This is a genomic window from Methylopila henanensis (assembly GCF_042681025.1).
Taxonomy (GTDB): Bacteria; Pseudomonadota; Alphaproteobacteria; order Rhizobiales; family Methylopilaceae; genus Methylopila; species Methylopila henanensis.
Genome location: NZ_JBHUER010000002.1, coordinates 25,501 through 42,379, shown reverse-complemented (window position 1 = coordinate 42,379; position 16,879 = coordinate 25,501). Strand labels below are relative to the sequence as shown.

Here is a 16,879-nt window from a genome sequence, read left to right as displayed (position 1 = left end):
GGGTTCCGGATCAGGAGTGCGAGGAGGTTTCGGGGATCAGGCGGCGATCGCCGGCCGGGCGAGCGCGCTGGCGGCTTCCGAGACGAGGGTGTCGAGCCGGCGCGCGACCCGTTCGTCGGTGACGCGGCCGTCGACGACGTCCCGGTCGATCACGAACACGGCGGTCGGCAGGGTCAGAGCGTCGAACGAGCCAAACAGCGGACGGAGCTGGTGCTCCACCGCGAGCGCGTGACGATCGCTGCCGCCGGTCGCGAGCAGGGCGACGGGCACGCCGGCGAGCGCGCGGTAGTCCACCAGGTCGATGAGGTGCTTGAAGAAACCGGTGTAGGAGCCTTTGTAGATGGGCGAACCGGCGATGATCAGGTCGGCGCTTTCGATCGCGCGCAGCGTCTCTTCGAGCGCGGGCGAGGCCGCGCCGCGGCTGAACGCCTGGCCGAGATCGGGGCCGATCTCCGCGACGTCGATCAGCGTCACGGCTCCGCCGGAGCGCGACTGGACGCGCGCGGCGACGTCTTCGACCAGCCGGCGTGTGCGGGATGGCTGCGACAGGCTGCCGGTGATCGCGACGATGGACTTGCGGGTCGTCATGCGTAGGCCTCCTGGAGAGCGTCTCCGGACGCCTCCGCGGCGACGCGGTCGCCGGTCTTGAACAACTGGTCGAGGATGATTCCCTCGAGCCGCGCGAGCTCGGGCGAGCCGCGGCGGCGGGGGCGGGGAAGGTCGACGGCGAGGTCGAGCGCGATGGCGCCGTCCTCGACAAGCACGACGCGGTCGGCGAGGGCGAGCGCTTCGGAGACGTCATGGGTCACGAGCACGGCGGTGAAGCCCTGCTCCTGCCAGATGCGCTCGACGAGGCCCTGCATCTCGATCCGGGTCAGCGCGTCGAGGGCGCCAAGCGGCTCGTCGAGCGCGAGCAGGCGCGGATGGCTGACGAGCGCGCGGGCCAGCGCCACGCGCTGCTTCTGACCGCCGGAGAGCGCGGACGGCCAGTCCCCGCCCCGGTCGCCGAGGCCGACCTCGTCGAGGGCGCTCTGGGCGGCGGCGCGGGCGGCGGCCTTGTCGGACTTGTCCCGCACGCCGACCACGACGTTGTCGATCACGCGCGCCCAGGGCAGCAGCCGCGGCTCCTGGAACATGATGCGCGCCGCCTGCACGTTGGGAGCCGCGTCCGCCACGCGCACGTCGCCGGCGGTCGGGGTTTCGAGGCCGAGGATCGTGCGCAGCAGGGTGCTCTTGCCGCAGCCGCTCTTGCCGACCACGGCGACGAACTGGCCGGCCGGAATGTGCAGGTCGACGTTCCTGAGCACCGGTTTCGCGCCGAAAGACTTCGAAAGGCCGCGCAGGGTGACGGTGGCGCCCTTGCCGCCGGCGCCAAGGCGCGTGGCTCCGCCGGACTGGCGTTGGGCGACCGGCGAGAAGGCCGCGAGGCCGCGGGCCGTAAGCGAGCGTGCGGTCATCGACGGCGTCCTTCAGTGAGCGAGATAGGCCGGGTGCCAGGAGAGCGTCGCGCGCTCCAGCCAGCGGGCGATGGAGTCGGCGAGCTTGCCGAGCAGGGCGTAGATCAGGATCGACAGCACCACGACGTCGACCAGCATGAACTCACGGGCGTTCATGGCCATGTAGCCGAGGCCCGAGGAGGCAGAGATCGTCTCGGCGACGATCAGCGTCAGCCACATGATGCCGAGCGCGTAGCGCAGGCCGACGAAGATCGAGGGCAGGGCCCCCGGCAGCACGACCCGGAAGAACAGCTCGCGGTTCGTCATGCCGTAGGTGCGGCCCATCTCCACGAGCTGGGCGTCGACGGTGCGCACGCCGTGCAGCGTGTTGAGGTAGATCGGGAACGATACGCCGAGCGCGACCAGGAAGACCTTCGCTGTCTCGTCGATGCCGAACCACAGGATGACGAGCGGGATCATCGCGAGGTGCGGGATGGTGCGAACCATCTGGATGGTGGGGTCGGTGAGGCGCTCGGACAGCTTCGACAGGCCGTTCGCGAGGCCGAGCGCGAAGCCGATGCCGCCGCCGATCAGGAAGCCGACGCCGGCGCGCCAGGCGCTGACGCCGATGTTGGTCCAGAGTTCGCCCGAGAGCGCGAGCCGCCAGCCGGCGGCCACCACGGCGGTCGGCGCCGGCAGCACCTCCGGCGCGAGCTGTCCGAGGGACGAAAGGCCCTGCCAGACGAGGATCAGCCCGACGGGGATGACGAAGGCGAGAAGGTTCTTGGCGTCGAAGCGCATCGCTGGAGTCCTCAGGCGCCGGAGGTCCACACCGCGTCGGCTACGACGACGGGGTTCGGGATCAGACCAAGCCGGTGGAAGCGGTCGGCGTTGGCCTGCTGCCCGGCGGCGATCTCCGTGGTGACGGGGGCGACCTTGAAGCCGGTGCGCTCGACCGCGCGGCGTTGGGCGGAAAGGGGGGTCTTGGTGGCTTCGGCGAACAGCGTCGCGACGTCGGCGGGATGCGCGTCCGCCCATTCGCCGACGCGGGCGATTTCGTCGATCGCGGCCTTCAGCAGTTCCGGATGCTCGGTCGCGAAGCCGCGGTTCGCCAGCGTGAAGCTGCGCTGCGGTCCGGCGTCGACGCTGGATGACAGCACGCGGGCGCCGAACTGGTCCTCAGCGATGGCGTAGAACGGGTCCCACACCGCCCAGGCGTCGACCGCGCCGCGCGCGAAGGCGGCTTGCCCGTCCGCGGGCGGGAGATAGGCGGCGGTGACGTCGTCGAAGGCGAGGCCGGATTGCTCGATCAGGATGGCGGCCACGTTGTGCGCGCTGGATCCCTTGGGAATGGCGATGCGCTTGCCCTTCAGGTCCACGACGGTCTTCAGCTCAGAGTCCTTCGGCACCAGGATCGCTGCGCCGGAGGCTGGGTAGGTCGCGGCGTAGACGAAGCGGCCGCGCGCGGCCTGGGCGAAGATCGGCGGCGCGTCGCCGGTGGTGCCGATGTCGATCGCGCCCACGTTGAGCGCCTCCATCAGCGGGGGGCCGAAGGTGAACTCCAGCCACTCGACCGCCACGCCATCCGCGGCGAAGCGCTCCTCGAGAGCGCGCCGCGTCTTGGCGATGAGGAACACGCCGTTCTTCTGCAGCCCGATGCGCAGGCGCCTCGGTTCGGCTCGGGCGGGGCGGACGACGAGGGAGGCTGAGGCGAGGCCAAGCCCGGTCAGCGCCGTGCGGCGGGTGATCATGGCGGATGCGTCTCGTAGGTTTGGGTGCGGCTCGGGGCGGGCGCTAGCGGGCGATGCGGCGAAGGACGAACGTCAACAGATCGGTCGACAGGGCATCGCAGAGGCCTTCCGGCGGAAACTCGGTCGCCGTCGGCGGGTCTCCCGTCGCGGCATGCCAGAACATACCCATACATTCCATAGAACATGTCAACATTAAACTTCGCGGAACTGCGGCGCGCAGGCTGGCGACGGCCGCGCGGCGAATGGGTTAGGAAGGGCGACGCACGGGGCTCGTCCGTTCGAATCGGATGCGCGCCTGTTCCGCCGCCGTCGCCGCTTCGCCAGGGAGGCCTCCCGTGTCCGACCAGCCCTCCTCAGCTTCGCCCGGCTCCGGGCGCTTCGGACTGAAACGCTTCGCTTCGGGCATGCTGGGCTACGCCTCGGGCCTGCCCCTGCTGCTGGTCGGCAGCACCTTCGCGTTCTGGCTGCGGGAGTCGCATGTCAGCGTGCAGGTCATCGGCCTGCTGTCCTGGGCGTCAATCGCCTACAGCCTGAAGTTCCTGATCGCGCCGGTGATGGACGCCTACAGCCTCGGGCCGCTGGGGCGGGCGCTTGGCCGGCGCCGGGCGTGGATACTCGCGGCGCAGATCTGCGTCGCCACGGGGCTCGCGGCCATGGCGTTCGGCGATCCCGCGACGAACCTCGCGCTTGCGGCCGTCGCCTGCTTCGTGACCGCCGGCGCGTCCGCCGCGCAGGACGCGGCCGTCGACGGCTGGCGCGTGGAGGCGGCGGGGCCCGACGAGCAGGGCCTTCTGGTCGCGGCCTACCAACTCGGCTACCGGCTCGCGATGCTGACCGCCGGCGCCGGGGCGCTCTACCTGGCCGACGGTCTCGGCTGGATCGGGGCCTATGGCGTGATGTCCGCCATCATGGCGCTGGTCGCGCTGCTGACGCTGACGATCGTGCCGGCGACCGCGCGCGACGCCGAGCGGATCGCCACGGGCCGGGGCGCGGCCGCGCTCGCGGCCCCGATCAGGGACCTTATGGCGCTTGTCGCCACGACCCCGCTGACGACGCTCGCGCTGATCGGCCTCTACCGGGTGCCGGACCAACTCGCCAACGTGATGTCGTCGCCGCTCTACAAGGACCTGCAGTTCACCAACATCGAGATCGCCAACGTCACGAAGATCTTCGGCGTCATCCTCGGCATCGCCGGCGCGTTCCTCGGCGGCTTCCTGCTGAAGAGCTTCAGCGTCCGGACCGTGCTGATCATCGGCATCGTCGCCTCGTCCGCGACGAACCTGTTCTACACCGCGCTGGCGGCGACAGGGCACAGCATCGCCATGCTGACCGCGACCATCAGCTTCGACAACGTCGCCTCCGCGGTCGCGGGCACGGCGCTGATCGCCTTCATGTCGAAGCTCGCGGCCTCGGAGTTCTCGGCGACCCGTTACGCCGTGCTGAGCTCGATCTACGCGCTGCCCGGCCACCTGCTCGCCGGCGGCTCCGGCTTCGGCGTCGCGGCGGTCGGCTATGGGCCGTACTTCGTCATCACCTTCCTCACCGGCCTGCCTGCGCTCTTGCTCTGCCTGTGGCTTCCGCGCGAGAGCAGGGGGCCGAAGACGGCCGCGGCCGAGACCGCGGCCTGAGCCGATACCGGAAATTCAGAAGGAGACGTCCATGTCCAACCGCATCGTCCTGCGCGCCGGCGAGGCGCTCGTCGCAGGCGGCCCTCCCGGCACCGCCGCCGAGCCCGAAGTCGTCATCGGCGAGCTCGACGGACCGGTCGGGACCGCGCTCGCGACCCTCACCGGCGATCAGGTCGCCGGCCACACCCGCGTGTTCGCCCTGCTCAACACCGACATCATGGTGCGCCCGGTGACGCTGTGCGTCTCCAAGGTCACCGTCGACAATCCCCGCTACACCAACATCCTGATGGGCACGGTGCAGTTCGCGATCGCGAACGGCGTGCTCGACGCGGTGCGCGAGGGGCTGATCCCGAAGGAGAAGGCCAACGACCTCGGCATCATCTGCTCGGTCTGGCTCGCGCCCTCGATCGTCGACGTCGAGAACCTCGATCACAAGGCGCTGTTCGACATCCACCGCAAGGGTATGACGCAGGCGATCCGCAAGGCCATGTCGAACGAGCCCACCATCGACTGGCTGCTCGAGAACCAGGAGCGGATCACCCACAAATACTACCAGATGGGCCTCGACGGTAAGGTGTGAGCGCGTTCGCGGAGGGGAGGCGGGCGATCCCGTCTCCCATCGCGCGCGGCGCGACGAGGCTCGCCGTCGCCGGGGCGACGTTTCTCCTCGGCTGCGCCATCGCGGTCGCCGGCGAGGACCGGCTCGCCCGAATCGTGGACGACGTGGTGCGTCCGCTCATGGCGGAGCACGACGTGCCCGGCATGGCGGTCGGGATCGTCGTGGGCGGCGAGCGGCGCGTGTTCACCTACGGCGTGGCGGAAAAGGCCAGCGGCCGGAAGGTCACGCCGGACACGCTGTTCGAGATCGGATCGGTCAGCAAGACCTTCACCGCGACTCTCGGGGCCTACGCGCAGGAGCGCGGGGCTTTTGCGCTGTCGGACATGGTCAGCCGGCGCCTGCCGGCGCTCGCCGGAACAAGCTTCGACGGCGTCAGCCTCCTCGACCTCGCGACCTACGCTGCGGGCGGCCTGCCGCTGCAGTTTCCGGACGCGGTCGACACCTCCGACGAGATGCTCGCCTTCTACCGCGGCTGGCGGCCACGGTTTCCGGCGGGCTCCCGGCGCCTCTATTCCAACCCGAGCATCGGGCTGTTCGGCCACATCGCGGCCCGAAGCCTCGGACGCCCGTTCGACGAGCTGATGCCGGAGGTGATCTTTCGGCCCCTCGGGCTCACGAGCACCTATCTCGACGTGCCCGCGTCGCGCATGAAGGACTACGCCCTCGGATACGCCCGGGATGGCGGGGCGGTGCGGGTCGCGCCGGGCATGCTCGATTCCGAGACCTACGGGATCAAGACGACCGCAGCCGACCTCCTCCGCTTCGTCGCGGCGAACATGGATGGGACCGGTCTCGACGACGCTCTGCGCCGGGCGATCGCCGAAACCCATCGCGGCCGCCTCCGGGTCGGCGGGATGATTCAGGGGCTCGGCTGGGAGAAGGTCGAGGCGCCCATGACGCTCGATCGCCTTCAGGCGGCGAACGCGAGCGCGATGATCTTCGAGCCGCAACCCGCCGAGAGGCTCGATCCGCCGCAGCCGCCGCAGCCCGGCGCGCTGCTGGGCAAGACCGGATCGACCAACGGCTTCGGCGCCTACGCCGCCTTCGCGCCCTCGCGCGGCGTAGGGATCGTGCTGCTCGCGAACCGGAACTATCCGATACCGGCCCGCATCGCCGCGGCGCACCGGATCCTGCGCGAGCTTGGCGCCGTCGCCCGTTAGGCGGATCAGGCCCTAAAACGGATGGGCCGGCGCGACCCATGGAGGATCGCGCCGGCCCATCTTTTCATTCAGCCGCTGCGGCTCAGCAGCAGCGGAACGCGCTTCCCGGGCCGCCGCCATAGCGACGGTCAGTCGCCTGCCGGTAGAACGTTGCGCGGTCCATGGGCTCCACGTCCGGATGCGTGGCCCGGACGTGGGCGGCGTAGGCGTCGTAGTCCTGCAGCCCGACCATCAGATGCGCCGTCTGGCGCGCCATCCGGCACGCGCAGACGAGCGGGTCGAGCTTCATCCGGACGCTGGCGAGCGCCTGTCGCATCGGCTTACTCCGCGGGCTGCGCGTGGGCGTCGTTCGCGGTGACGCCGTCGGCCTTCAGCGCCGCGAAGATCCACTTGACCCCGAAGAACACCATCGCGAGCACGACCGCCATGAAGGCGATCGTGAGCCCGGCGTTGACGTAGTCGTTGAACACGATGCGGCCCATCTGCTCGACGGACTTCGCCGGCGCGAGCACTTCGCCGCGCGCGGCCGCGTCGCTGAACTTGCGGGCGTGGGCGAGGAAGCCGATGGACGGGGACGGGTGGAACAGCTTCTGCCAGCCCGCCGTCAGCGTGCAGATCAGCAGCCAGACCGTGGGGACGATCGTGACCCACGCGTAGCGCTCGCGCTTCAGCTTGAACAGCACCACGGTGCAGAGCATCAGCGCGATCGCCGCCAGCATCTGGTTCGAGATGCCGAACAGCGGCCACAGCGTGTTGATGCCGCCGAGCGGATCGACGACGCCCTGATACAGGAAGTAGCCCCACGCCGTGACCGCAAGCGCCGTCGCGACCACGTTCGCCGTCCACGACTTGGTGTCGCGGAAGGAGGGGACGGCGTTGCCGATCAGGTCCTGGATCATGAACCGGCAGACGCGCGTGCCGGCGTCGACGGTGGTCAGGATGAACAGCGCCTCGAACAGGATGGCGAAGTGGTACCAGAACGCCATCAGCGCCTCGCCGCCGATGAGCTGCGAGAGGATGTGCGACATGCCGACGGCGAGCGTCGGCGCGCCGCCCGCGCGGGACAGGATGGTGTGCTCGCCGACCTGTTGCGCGAGCAGCGTCAGGTCCTGCGGGGTGATGAGGAAGCCCCAGCTCGAGACGGCGGCGGCGGCGGATTCCGGCGTCGTGCCGATCAGCGCGGCCGGGCTGTTCATGGCGAAGTAGATGCCGGGATCGAGCACCGAGGCCGCGATCAGCGCCATGATCGCCACGAAGCTCTCGGTGAGCATCGCGCCGTAGCCGATGAAGCGGGCCTGGGTCTCGTTCTCGATCAGCTTCGGCGTGGTGCCTGAGGCGATCAGCGAGTGGAAGCCGGAGACCGCGCCGCAGGCGATGGTGATGAACAGGAAGGGGAACAGCGAGCCGGCGAAGACCGGGCCGGTGCCGTCGATGAACTTGGTGACGGCGGGCATCTTCACGTCCGGCATCACCACGAGGATGCCGACCGCGAGGCCGACCACCGCGCCAATCTTCAGGAAGGTCGAGAGGTAGTCGCGCGGCGCGAGCAGCAACCAGACCGGGATCACCGAGGCGACGAAGCCGTAGCCGATGATGAGCAGCGCGATCGTCTCGCCCTTCAGTGTGAACAGCGGAGCGAGCGTCGGGCTCTCGGCCACGTGCTGTCCGTAGACGATGGACGCCATCAGCAGGACGACGCCGATCACCGAGATCTCGCCGACGCGGCCCGGCCGCAGGTAGCGGCTGTAGAGGCCCATGAACAGCGCGATCGGGATGGTGGCGGCGACGGTGAACATGCCCCAGGGGCTGCCGACCAGCGCCTTCACCACGACGAGCGCGAGCACGGCGAGGAGGATGATCATGATCAGCAGGATGCCGATCTGGGCGATCATGCCCGCGGTCTGGCCCATCTCCTGGCGGATGATGTCGCCGAGCGAGCGGCCGTCGCGGCGGGTCGACAGGAACAGGATGATGAAGTCCTGCACCGCGCCGGCGAACACCACGCCGACGATGATCCAGAGCGTTCCCGGCAGGTAGCCCATCTGCGCGGCGAGAACGGGGCCGACGAGCGGGCCCGCGCCGGCGATGGCGGCGAAGTGGTGGCCGAACAGCACGTGCTTGTTGGTCGGCACGTAGTCGAGCCCGTCGTTCAGCCGCACCGCGGGCGTGGCGTAGGCGGGGTCGAGCCGCAGGACCTTGTTCGCGATGAACAGGCTGTAATAGCGGTAGGCCACGAGATAGGTGCAGACCGCCGCGACGACGATCCAGAGAGCGCCGATCGATTCGCCGCGGTGCAGGGCGACGGTTGCGAGCGCGAAGGCGCCGATCAGCCCGAGAGCGATCCAGGGCAGGTGTGAACGTGCGGCAGTCATGGAACAGCGCCCCTCCCGGGCCGTTGACCGGGCGGTTTTCAACTGTTCTTGCCCGTTACGATATTCCATAAGCCCATATTGCAGCGCACGTAAACGACCTTTAGCCGTTCCGTGTAAGCTGTTCCCACATTCATTCCTCCGCGTGCGCGCCGAGCCGGCTCCCGGCGCAGGCGGCGGGCGACGAAGACAGGGCCGCCGCCGAACCCATGCTCGACAAGCTCGATTTCCTACTGGCGCTGGCGCAGGAGCGTCATTTCGGGCGCGCGGCTGAAGCGTGCGGCGTGACCCAGCCGACGCTTTCGGCCGGCGTGAAGCAGCTCGAGGACGCGCTCGGCGTCCGGCTGGTCGAACGCGGCGCGCGGTTTCATGGCTTTACGCCCGAGGGCATGCGCGCGCTCGAATGGGCGCGCCGGATCGTCGGCGACGCCCGCGCCATGCGGCAGGACATCGACGCGCTGAAGCGCGGCGTGGTCGGGCATCTGCGGATCGCGGTCATTCCGACCGCGCTGCCGATGGTCTCCCAGCTCACGACGCCCTACCGCGCCCAGCATCCGGACGTGCGCTTCACCATCCTCAGCAGCACCTCGCTCGAGATCGGCTCGGCGCTCGACAACCTCGAGGTCGACGCCGGCGTCACCTATCTCGACAACGAGCCGCTCGGCCGGGTCTCGGTGGTGCCGATCTGGCGCGAGGGCTACCGGCTCGTCACCTCCGCCGACGACACGTTCGGCGATCGCGACAAGGTCACGTGGCGGGAGGTCAGCCGGCTGCCGCTCTGCCTGCTGACGCCGAACATGCAGAACCGCCGCATCGTGGAGACGCTGCTGCGGGAGGCGGGCGGCTCGCCGTCACCGACCCTGGAATCGAACTCGACCGAAGTGCTGCTGAGCCATGTGCGCACCGGCGCCTGGTCGAGCGTGCTGCCGCAGAGCTTCGGCGACTCGGTGAGCCTGCCGCCGAAAATCCGCTCGATCCCGATCGTGGAGCCGGAGGTGGTGCACACGGTCGGTCTGGTGGTGCCGCACCGCGATCCCACCACCCCCGCGACGACCGCGCTGGTGGCAACGGCGAAGGCTCTCGCGGTGAAGGTTTCGGGCGTCGGACAGGCGTGACGATACGCCTCTGCAGAGGCCCTTAGATACCCTTTTTGATAGACATGTTCTATCGCGTAACGGAACAACGCTATTGATCGCAGGGGGAGGCGAGCCCACAGTTTGGAATAACAAGAATTATATCTGGAGGAGCGCGGACCATGAGCGGCATCACCGTTGCGCCGTCGTCGCGCGGACGGCACGAGGCCTGGAGCGCGGAGCGCGGGCGCGAAATCATAGCGGAGCATCTTCCGCTTGAAGGAGCGACCATGCCCATCCTGCATGCGATGCAGGAGACGTTCGGCTACGTGCCGCAGGACGCGGTCCCGTTGATCGCGGAGGCCATGAACCTCTCGCGGGCTGAGGTTCACGGCACCTTCACCTTCTACCACGACTTCCGGCACGAGCCGGCCGGCAAGCACATCGTCAAGGTGTGCGTCGCCGAGGCCTGTCAGGCCGCCGGCGCCCGCGTCACCACCGACAAGATCGCGAAGGCGCTCGACTGCGCCTATGGCGAGACCCGGCCCGACGGGCAGGTCACGCTGGAGCCGATCTATTGCCTCGGCCTCTGCGCCTGCGGGCCCTCGGCGATGGTCAACGGCCGTCTCGTCGGCCTGATCGACGACGAAGCGATCGACGAGATCGCGGCGGAGGTGCGGTCGTGAGCGTCGTCATCTACGTTCCGGGCGACGCGGCGGCGGTCGCCGTCGGCGCCGACCGCGTGGCCAAGGCGTTCGTGGACGGCCTCGCCCGCCGCGGCGTCGAAGGCCGGGTGGTCCGTAACGGCTCCCGCGGCATGGTGTGGCTCGAGCCGCTGGTGGAGGTGGTCACCCCCTCCGGCCGCGTCGGCTACGGCCCCGTGAAGCCCAAGGACGTCGAGGCGCTGCTGGACGGCGGCCTGCTCGACGGCGCGGGGCATGACCTGCGCCTCGGCGACGTGGAGAAGATCCCGTTCTTCGCCAAGCAGGAGCGCTTCACCTTCAAACGCGTCGGCGTGACCGATCCGGTCTCGCTCGACGACTACCTCGCCCATGGCGGCTACAAGGGGCTTGAGCGCGCGATTGCGATCGGCCCGGCTGACACGGTCGAGGAGGTGTTCAATTCAGGCCTGCGCGGCCGCGGCGGCGCAGGCTTCCCCACAGGCATCAAGTGGCGCACCGTCGCCGCCTGCGCGCCGGGCAAGAAGTACGTCGTCTGCAACGCCGACGAGGGCGACAGCGGCACCTTCGCCGACCGCATGATCATGGAGGGCGATCCCTTCCAGCTCATCGAGGGCCTGACGATCGCCGGCGTCGCCGTCGGCGCCGACATGGGCTACGTCTACTGCCGCTCGGAATATCCGCACGCGATCGCCGCCATGAACAAGGCGATCGTGGCCGCTCGCAAGGCCGGCTATCTCGGCTCCCGCGTCGCGGGCTCGAACTACGCCTTCGACATGCAGGTGCGCGTCGGCGCCGGCGCCTATGTCTGCGGCGAGGAGACCTCGCTGCTCGAGAGCCTCGAGGGCCGCCGCGGCCTCGTCCGCGCCAAGCCGCCGCTGCCGGCCCACAAGGGCCTGTTCGGCAAGCCGACGGTGATCAACAACGTCCTGTCGCTCGCGGCGGTGCCGTTCATCATGGCCGAAGGCGCGAAGGCCTACGCCGACGTCGGCTTCGGCCGCTCCCGCGGCACCATGCCGATCCAGCTCGCCGGCAACGTGAAGTATGGCGGGCTCTACGAGATCGCGTTCGGCGTGACGTTGGGCGAACTCGTCGAGGACGTCGCCGGCGGCACCTTCACCGGCCGCGACGTGCGCGCGGTGCAGGTGGGCGGGCCGCTCGGGGCCTACTTCCCGCGCGCGCTGTTCGACACGCCGTTCGACTACGAGGCCTTCGCCAAGCGCGACGGCCTGATCGGCCACGGCGGCATCGTCATCTTCGACGACACCGTCGACATGGCGAAGCAGGCGCGTTTCGCGATGGAGTTCTGCTCGGTCGAGAGCTGCGGCAAGTGCACGCCCTGCCGCATCGGCTCCACCCGCGGCGTCGAGGTCATGGACAGGATCATCGCCGGCGTCGAGCGCGAGAAGAACCTCGCGATCCTCGAAGACCTGTCCCACACGATGAAGCTTGGCTCGCTTTGCGCTCTCGGGGGCTTCACGCCTTACCCCGTCATGAGCGCGCTCACCCATTTCCCCGAAGATTTTGGCCGCGGTCCCATGCCGCTGGCTGCCGAGTGAGGAGGAACTGATGTCCCTCGTCCATGAGACCGACTACGGCACGCCGCTTTCCAAGTCCGAGAAGATGGTGACCCTCACCATCGACGGCGAACGGATCTCCGTGCCCGAAGGCACCTCGATCATGCGCGCCGCGATGGAGATGGGGAACCAGATCCCCAAGCTCTGCGCCACCGACAGCGTCGAGGCCTTCGGCTCCTGCCGCCTCTGCCTGATCGAGATCGAGGGCCGCAACGGCACCCCGGCCTCCTGCACCACGCCCGTCGCCGACGGCATCGTGGTCAAGACCCAGACGCCGCGGCTGAAGCAGCTGCGCAAGGGCGTGATGGAGCTCTACATCTCCGATCACCCGCTCGACTGCCTGACCTGTTCGGCCAACGGCGACTGCGAACTGCAGGAGCAGGCCGGCGTCGTGGGTCTGCGCGAGGTTCGCTACGGCTATGAGGGCGAGAACCACCTCGTCTCCAAGAAGGACGAGTCGAACCCGTACTTCACCTACGACCCGTCGAAGTGCATCGTCTGCTCGCGCTGCGTCCGCGCCTGCGAGGAGGTGCAGGGCACCTTCGCGCTGACGATCTCCGGCCGCGGCTTCGACAGCCGCGTGTCTCCGGGCATGAACGAGCCGTTCCTGCAGTCGGAATGCGTGTCCTGCGGCGCCTGCGTGCAGGCCTGCCCGACCGCGACGCTGCAGGAGAAGTCGGTCATCGAGATCGGCACGCCCGAGCATTCCAAGGTCACCACCTGCGCCTATTGCGGCGTCGGCTGCACCTTCAAGGCCGAGATGCGCGGCGACGAGCTCGTCCGCATGGTGCCGTGGAAGGACGGCAAGGCGAACCACGGCCATTCCTGCGTCAAGGGCCGCTTCGCCTACGGCTACGCCACGCACAGGGAGCGCATCCTCAAGCCGATGATCCGCGCCAAGATCACCGATCCGTGGAGGGAGGTGAGCTGGGAGGAGGCGATCGAGTACACGGCGTCCGAGTTCAAGCGCATCCAGGGTAAGTACGGCCGGTCCTCGATCGGCGGCATCACCTCCTCGCGCTGCACCAACGAGGAGACCTACCTCGTCCAGAAGCTTGTGCGCGCCGGCTTCGGCAACAACAACGTCGACACCTGCGCCCGCGTCTGCCACTCGCCGACCGGCTACGGCCTGAAGACGGCGTTCGGCACCTCCGCCGGCACGCAGGATTTCGACTCGGTCGACGACAGCGACGTCATCCTCGTGATGGGCTGCAACCCGACCGACGGACATCCGGTGTTCGGCAGCCGCATGAAGAAGCGGCTGCGCGAGGGCGCCAAGCTGATCGTCATCGATCCGCGCCGCATCGATCTGGTGAAGAGCCCGCACATCCGGGCCGACTACCACCTGCCGCTGAAGCCGGGCACCAACGTCGCCATCGCGACGGCGCTCGCCCATGTGGTCGTCACCGAAGGGCTGGTCGACGAGACCTTCGTGCGCCAGCACGGCGACCTTGAGACCTTCCAGGAGTGGGCCGCCTTCGTCGCCGAGGAGCGGCACTCGCCCGAAGCCACCGAGTCCATCACCGGCGTGCCGGCGAACCTCGTGCGCGGCGCTGCGCGGCTCTACGCCACCGGCGGCGACGCGGCGATCTATTACGGCCTCGGCGTCACCGAGCATTCCCAGGGCTCGACGACCGTCATGGCGATCGCGAACCTCGCCATGGCGACCGGCAACATCGGCCGTCCGGGCGTCGGCGTGAATCCGCTGCGCGGCCAGAACAACGTGCAGGGCTCGTGCGACATGGGCTCGTTCCCGCACGAGTACCCGGGCTACCGCCACGTCTCCGAGGACAATGTCCGCGAGATGTTCGAGCAGCTCTGGGGCGTCCCGCTCGATCCGGAGCCGGGCCTGCGCATCCCGAACATGCTGGACGCGGCCGTCGACGGCACCTTCAAGGGCCTCTACGTGCAGGGCGAGGACATCGCCCAGTCCGACCCGGACACCTACCACGTCACCTCCGGCCTCGCGGCGATGGAGTGCGTGGTGGTGCAGGACCTGTTCCTGAACGAGACCGCCAACTACGCCCACATCTTCCTGCCGGGCTCGTCCTTCCTCGAGAAGGACGGCACCTTCACCAACGCCGAGCGCCGCATCCAGCGCGTGCGCAAGGTGATGGCGCCGAAGGCGGTCTACGCCGACTGGGAGGTCACGCTGCTGATCGCCAAGGCGATGGGCTACGACATGGACTACAGCCATCCGTCCGAGATCATGGACGAGATCGCCGGCTCCACCCCGAGCTTCGCGGGCGTCTCGTTCGACGCTCTCGACCGGAAGGGCTCGATCCAGTGGCCGTGCAACGACGACGCGCCGGACGGCACGCCGATCATGCACATCGGCGGCTTCGTGCGCGGCAAGGGCAACTTCGTCATCACGGAGTATGTCGGCACCGACGAGAAGGTGGGCCCGCGCTTCCCGCTGCTGCTCACCACCGGCCGCATCCTCAGCCAGTACAATGTCGGCGCGCAGACCCGCCGCACCGAGAACTCGCGCTGGCACGAGGAGGATCGCCTCGAGATCCATCCGGTGGACGCCGAGGACCGCGGCGTGCGCGACGGCGACTGGGTGACGCTGCGCAGCCGCGCCGGCGAGACCTCGCTCCGCGCGCTCATCACCGACCGCGTGGCGCCGGGCGTGGTCTACACCACGTTCCACCACCCGACGACGCAGGCGAACGTCATCACCACGGACTTCTCGGACTGGGCGACCAACTGTCCGGAGTACAAGGTGACGGCGGTGCAGGTCGCCCCGTCCAACGGCCCGAGCGCCTGGCAGGAAGGCTACGAGGAGCACTCCGAGCTCAGCCGCCGCATCCTGCCGCAGGCGGCGGAGTAACCGCCGCCGAGACGCGACGGAGTCTCGTCATCCCGGACGACGGCGCAAACCGTCGATCCGGGATCGTTCGACGGACGGGCCAAACCGCTGGGCGTCTTGTCCCGGCCTTGAGCCGGGACCCAGAGCCGTTGCGGGTCGAAGTCGATGACGTCCGCGTTTCTGGGTCCCGGCTCAGGGCCGGGACAAGGGCGCGGATGATTGAGCGCTTTAACGCCTGAAGTGGTGCTCCCATATCCCGTCGATGACCGACCTTCCGCCCTCCGTTCTCCGTCTCCCGCGCGCCGTCTGGCGCGAGGGGGCCTTCGTCGAAACCGCGGACCGCGCCGTGCCGGCCGAGACGCCGGTGGCGCTGGTTTATGACGGCGGCACGCAGGCGGTGATGATGGCCTCGCCCGCCGACGCCGAGGATTTCGCGGTCGGCTTCAGCCTGACGGAAGGCATCGTCGGCTCGGTCTCCGAGATCGAAAGCCTCGAGGTGGTCGATCAGGGGATCGGCCTCGAGGCGCGGATGTGGCTCGCGAAGAACCCGGCGCGCGACCTCGGCGCCCGCCGCCGCGCGCTCGCTGGCCCCACGGGCTGCGGGCTCTGCGGCGTGGACAGCCTCGCGCAGGCGGTGAAGCCCGCCCGGGTGGTCGCGTCCGATACGGTCTTCACGGCGGCCGAGGTCCATGAGGCGCTGGAGGCGCTGTCGCGCGCGCAGACCCTGAACTTCGCCACCCGCGCCGCGCACGGCGCGGCGTTCTGGAGCCCGGCCGAAGGCCTCGTCGCGGTGCGCGAGGACGTCGGCCGCCACAACGCGCTCGACAAGCTCGCGGGCCATCTCGCGCGCACGGACCGCGACGTAGCGACCGGTTTCATCGTGCTGTCGAGCCGCGTGTCGGTCGAGATGATCCAGAAATCGGCCGTGATCGGCGCCGGCCTCGTGGTCGCCGTCTCCGCCCCGACCGCGCTCGGCGTGAGGATGGCCGAGGAGGCCGGCGTCACGCTCGCGGCCATCGCCCGCGGCGACGGCTTCGAAGTCTTCACCCACCCGCATCGCATCGTCGCGGACAAGGCGTCGAAGAACGCCGCCCTCCGCAAGGTTTGAGGATACGCACTCCATGGCGCACGCCCACGAAGCCCGTCCGGGCGTCCCCGAGATCGAAGGCCGCGAGCATAAGACCACGCTCGACCGCCTGATCTACATGGCGAACCAGATCGGCTGGTTCTTCAAGAGCCAGCCCGAGCGGCTGAGGATTCCCGGCATCGTGGACCACATCCAGCACTTCTGGGACCCGCGCATGAAGAAGGAGATCTTCGAGCATGTGGGCGCCGGCGGCGCCGGGCTGGAGCCGGAGCCGCTGGAGGCGCTCAAGGTTCTGAAGGCCGCGCATGACGGCAAGATGGCGACCCGCGGCGAGGCCGAGGTGGTTGAGACCGGCCAGCCGCGCACCGGTGAGGCCCCGCTCGAGGTGACCGAGAACGGCCGCGGCTGAAGCCGCCGCCGTCTGACAATCCCGAGAACGGCGGCGAAGGCGTTCTGGTCCGGCCGGGGGCGGCGCGCTATCTGGCGTCGCGGTTCCCGCAGGATGACGCCGCCGTGGTTCTGAACGACAAGCCGCTGTTCTCGATCGCCCGCTGGACGCCGGCGTGGCGACTGCCCGAATTCAACACCCTGATCGCCATTCTGCTCGCGTCCGGCATGGTCCTGGCCTTCGCCAAGATCGCCGACGAGATGGTCGAGGGCGAAACCCGCGCGTTCGACGAAGCCGTC

At 69.2% G+C, this 16,879-nt stretch carries 15 protein-coding genes; 9 read left to right on the top strand and 6 right to left on the bottom strand.

Annotated features, from left to right (window positions below; all coding sequences use genetic code 11):
- Window positions 1-36 precede the first annotated feature (36 nt).
- The 4 genes from msuE to ACFSCV_RS02850 are packed head-to-tail and all read right to left on the bottom strand — an operon-like array spanning window position 37 to window position 3,187.
- Entirely contained in the window at window positions 37-588 is a 552-nt protein-coding gene (gene msuE / locus ACFSCV_RS02865; protein WP_378796829.1) for an FMN reductase, read from the bottom strand.
- Window positions 585-1,457 carry an ATP-binding cassette domain-containing protein gene (locus tag ACFSCV_RS02860; RefSeq protein WP_378796827.1) on the bottom strand — a complete coding sequence of 291 codons (873 nt, stop codon included), beginning with the start codon at window positions 1,455-1,457 and terminating at the stop codon, window positions 585-587. Before ACFSCV_RS02860 ends, msuE begins: the two co-directional genes overlap by 4 nt.
- A 12-nt stretch (window positions 1,458-1,469) precedes the next feature.
- The gene (gene ssuC, locus ACFSCV_RS02855; RefSeq protein WP_378796825.1) at window positions 1,470-2,237 is read right to left on the bottom strand and encodes an aliphatic sulfonate ABC transporter permease SsuC; all 768 of its coding nucleotides are present in this window, start codon (window positions 2,235-2,237) and stop codon (window positions 1,470-1,472) included.
- A gap of 11 nt (window positions 2,238-2,248) precedes the next feature.
- Window positions 2,249-3,187: an aliphatic sulfonate ABC transporter substrate-binding protein gene (locus tag ACFSCV_RS02850; RefSeq protein WP_378796823.1), complete on the bottom strand. Its 939-nt coding sequence runs from the start codon at window positions 3,185-3,187 to the stop codon at window positions 2,249-2,251.
- 335 nt (window positions 3,188-3,522) lie between these two features.
- Here ACFSCV_RS02850 and ACFSCV_RS02845 point away from each other — a divergent pair, with 335 nt between their 5' ends.
- From ACFSCV_RS02845 to ampC, 3 genes are read left to right on the top strand one after another with little or no spacing between them, the layout of a single operon-like run.
- A complete protein-coding gene (locus tag ACFSCV_RS02845; RefSeq protein ID WP_378796821.1) occupies window positions 3,523-4,815 on the top strand; it encodes an AmpG family muropeptide MFS transporter in 1,293 nt (430 codons plus the stop codon).
- A gap of 31 nt (window positions 4,816-4,846) precedes the next feature.
- Window positions 4,847-5,395, top strand: coding sequence for a formaldehyde-activating enzyme (locus ACFSCV_RS02840; protein ID WP_378796820.1), 549 nt, complete (start codon window positions 4,847-4,849; stop codon window positions 5,393-5,395).
- Between the two features lie 38 nt (window positions 5,396-5,433).
- Window positions 5,434-6,594, top strand: a complete 1,161-nt coding sequence (ampC, locus tag ACFSCV_RS02835; RefSeq protein WP_378797460.1) for a class C beta-lactamase — start codon at window positions 5,434-5,436, stop codon at window positions 6,592-6,594.
- Window positions 6,595-6,676: 82 nt separating this feature from the next.
- On the opposite strand, the gene ACFSCV_RS02830 is transcribed toward ampC, so the two are convergent.
- Together ACFSCV_RS02830 and ACFSCV_RS02825 are read right to left on the bottom strand one after the other, a co-directional pair.
- A complete protein-coding gene (locus tag ACFSCV_RS02830; protein WP_378796818.1) occupies window positions 6,677-6,910 on the bottom strand; it encodes a YbdD/YjiX family protein in 234 nt (77 codons plus the stop codon).
- A gap of 4 nt (window positions 6,911-6,914) precedes the next feature.
- Window positions 6,915-8,966: a carbon starvation CstA family protein gene (locus ACFSCV_RS02825; protein ID WP_378796816.1), complete on the bottom strand. Its 2,052-nt coding sequence runs from the start codon at window positions 8,964-8,966 to the stop codon at window positions 6,915-6,917.
- A gap of 206 nt (window positions 8,967-9,172) precedes the next feature.
- Here ACFSCV_RS02825 and ACFSCV_RS02820 point away from each other — a divergent pair, with 206 nt between their 5' ends.
- The 6 genes from ACFSCV_RS02820 to ACFSCV_RS02795 all read left to right on the top strand — a co-directional run bounded on the left by ACFSCV_RS02820 (window position 9,173) and on the right by ACFSCV_RS02795 (window position 16,601).
- The gene (locus ACFSCV_RS02820; protein WP_378796814.1) at window positions 9,173-10,078 is read left to right on the top strand and encodes a LysR family transcriptional regulator; all 906 of its coding nucleotides are present in this window, start codon (window positions 9,173-9,175) and stop codon (window positions 10,076-10,078) included.
- A gap of 140 nt (window positions 10,079-10,218) precedes the next feature.
- The gene (locus ACFSCV_RS02815) at window positions 10,219-10,722 is read left to right on the top strand and encodes a formate dehydrogenase subunit gamma (protein WP_378796812.1); all 504 of its coding nucleotides are present in this window, start codon (window positions 10,219-10,221) and stop codon (window positions 10,720-10,722) included.
- Window positions 10,719-12,275, top strand: a complete 1,557-nt coding sequence (locus ACFSCV_RS02810) for a formate dehydrogenase beta subunit (RefSeq protein ID WP_378796810.1) — start codon at window positions 10,719-10,721, stop codon at window positions 12,273-12,275. Before ACFSCV_RS02815 ends, ACFSCV_RS02810 begins: the two co-directional genes overlap by 4 nt.
- A 10-nt stretch (window positions 12,276-12,285) precedes the next feature.
- Window positions 12,286-15,126 (top strand): formate dehydrogenase subunit alpha, encoded by a 2,841-nt coding sequence (gene fdhF, locus ACFSCV_RS02805; RefSeq protein WP_378796808.1) that lies wholly within the window; start codon window positions 12,286-12,288, stop codon window positions 15,124-15,126.
- Window positions 15,127-15,367: 241 nt separating this feature from the next.
- Window positions 15,368-16,213 carry a formate dehydrogenase accessory sulfurtransferase FdhD gene (gene fdhD / locus ACFSCV_RS02800; RefSeq protein ID WP_378796806.1) on the top strand — a complete coding sequence of 282 codons (846 nt, stop codon included), beginning with the start codon at window positions 15,368-15,370 and terminating at the stop codon, window positions 16,211-16,213.
- A gap of 13 nt (window positions 16,214-16,226) precedes the next feature.
- Window positions 16,227-16,601 (top strand): formate dehydrogenase subunit delta, encoded by a 375-nt coding sequence (locus ACFSCV_RS02795; RefSeq protein WP_378796804.1) that lies wholly within the window; start codon window positions 16,227-16,229, stop codon window positions 16,599-16,601.
- The last annotated feature ends 278 nt before the right edge of the window (window positions 16,602-16,879 follow it).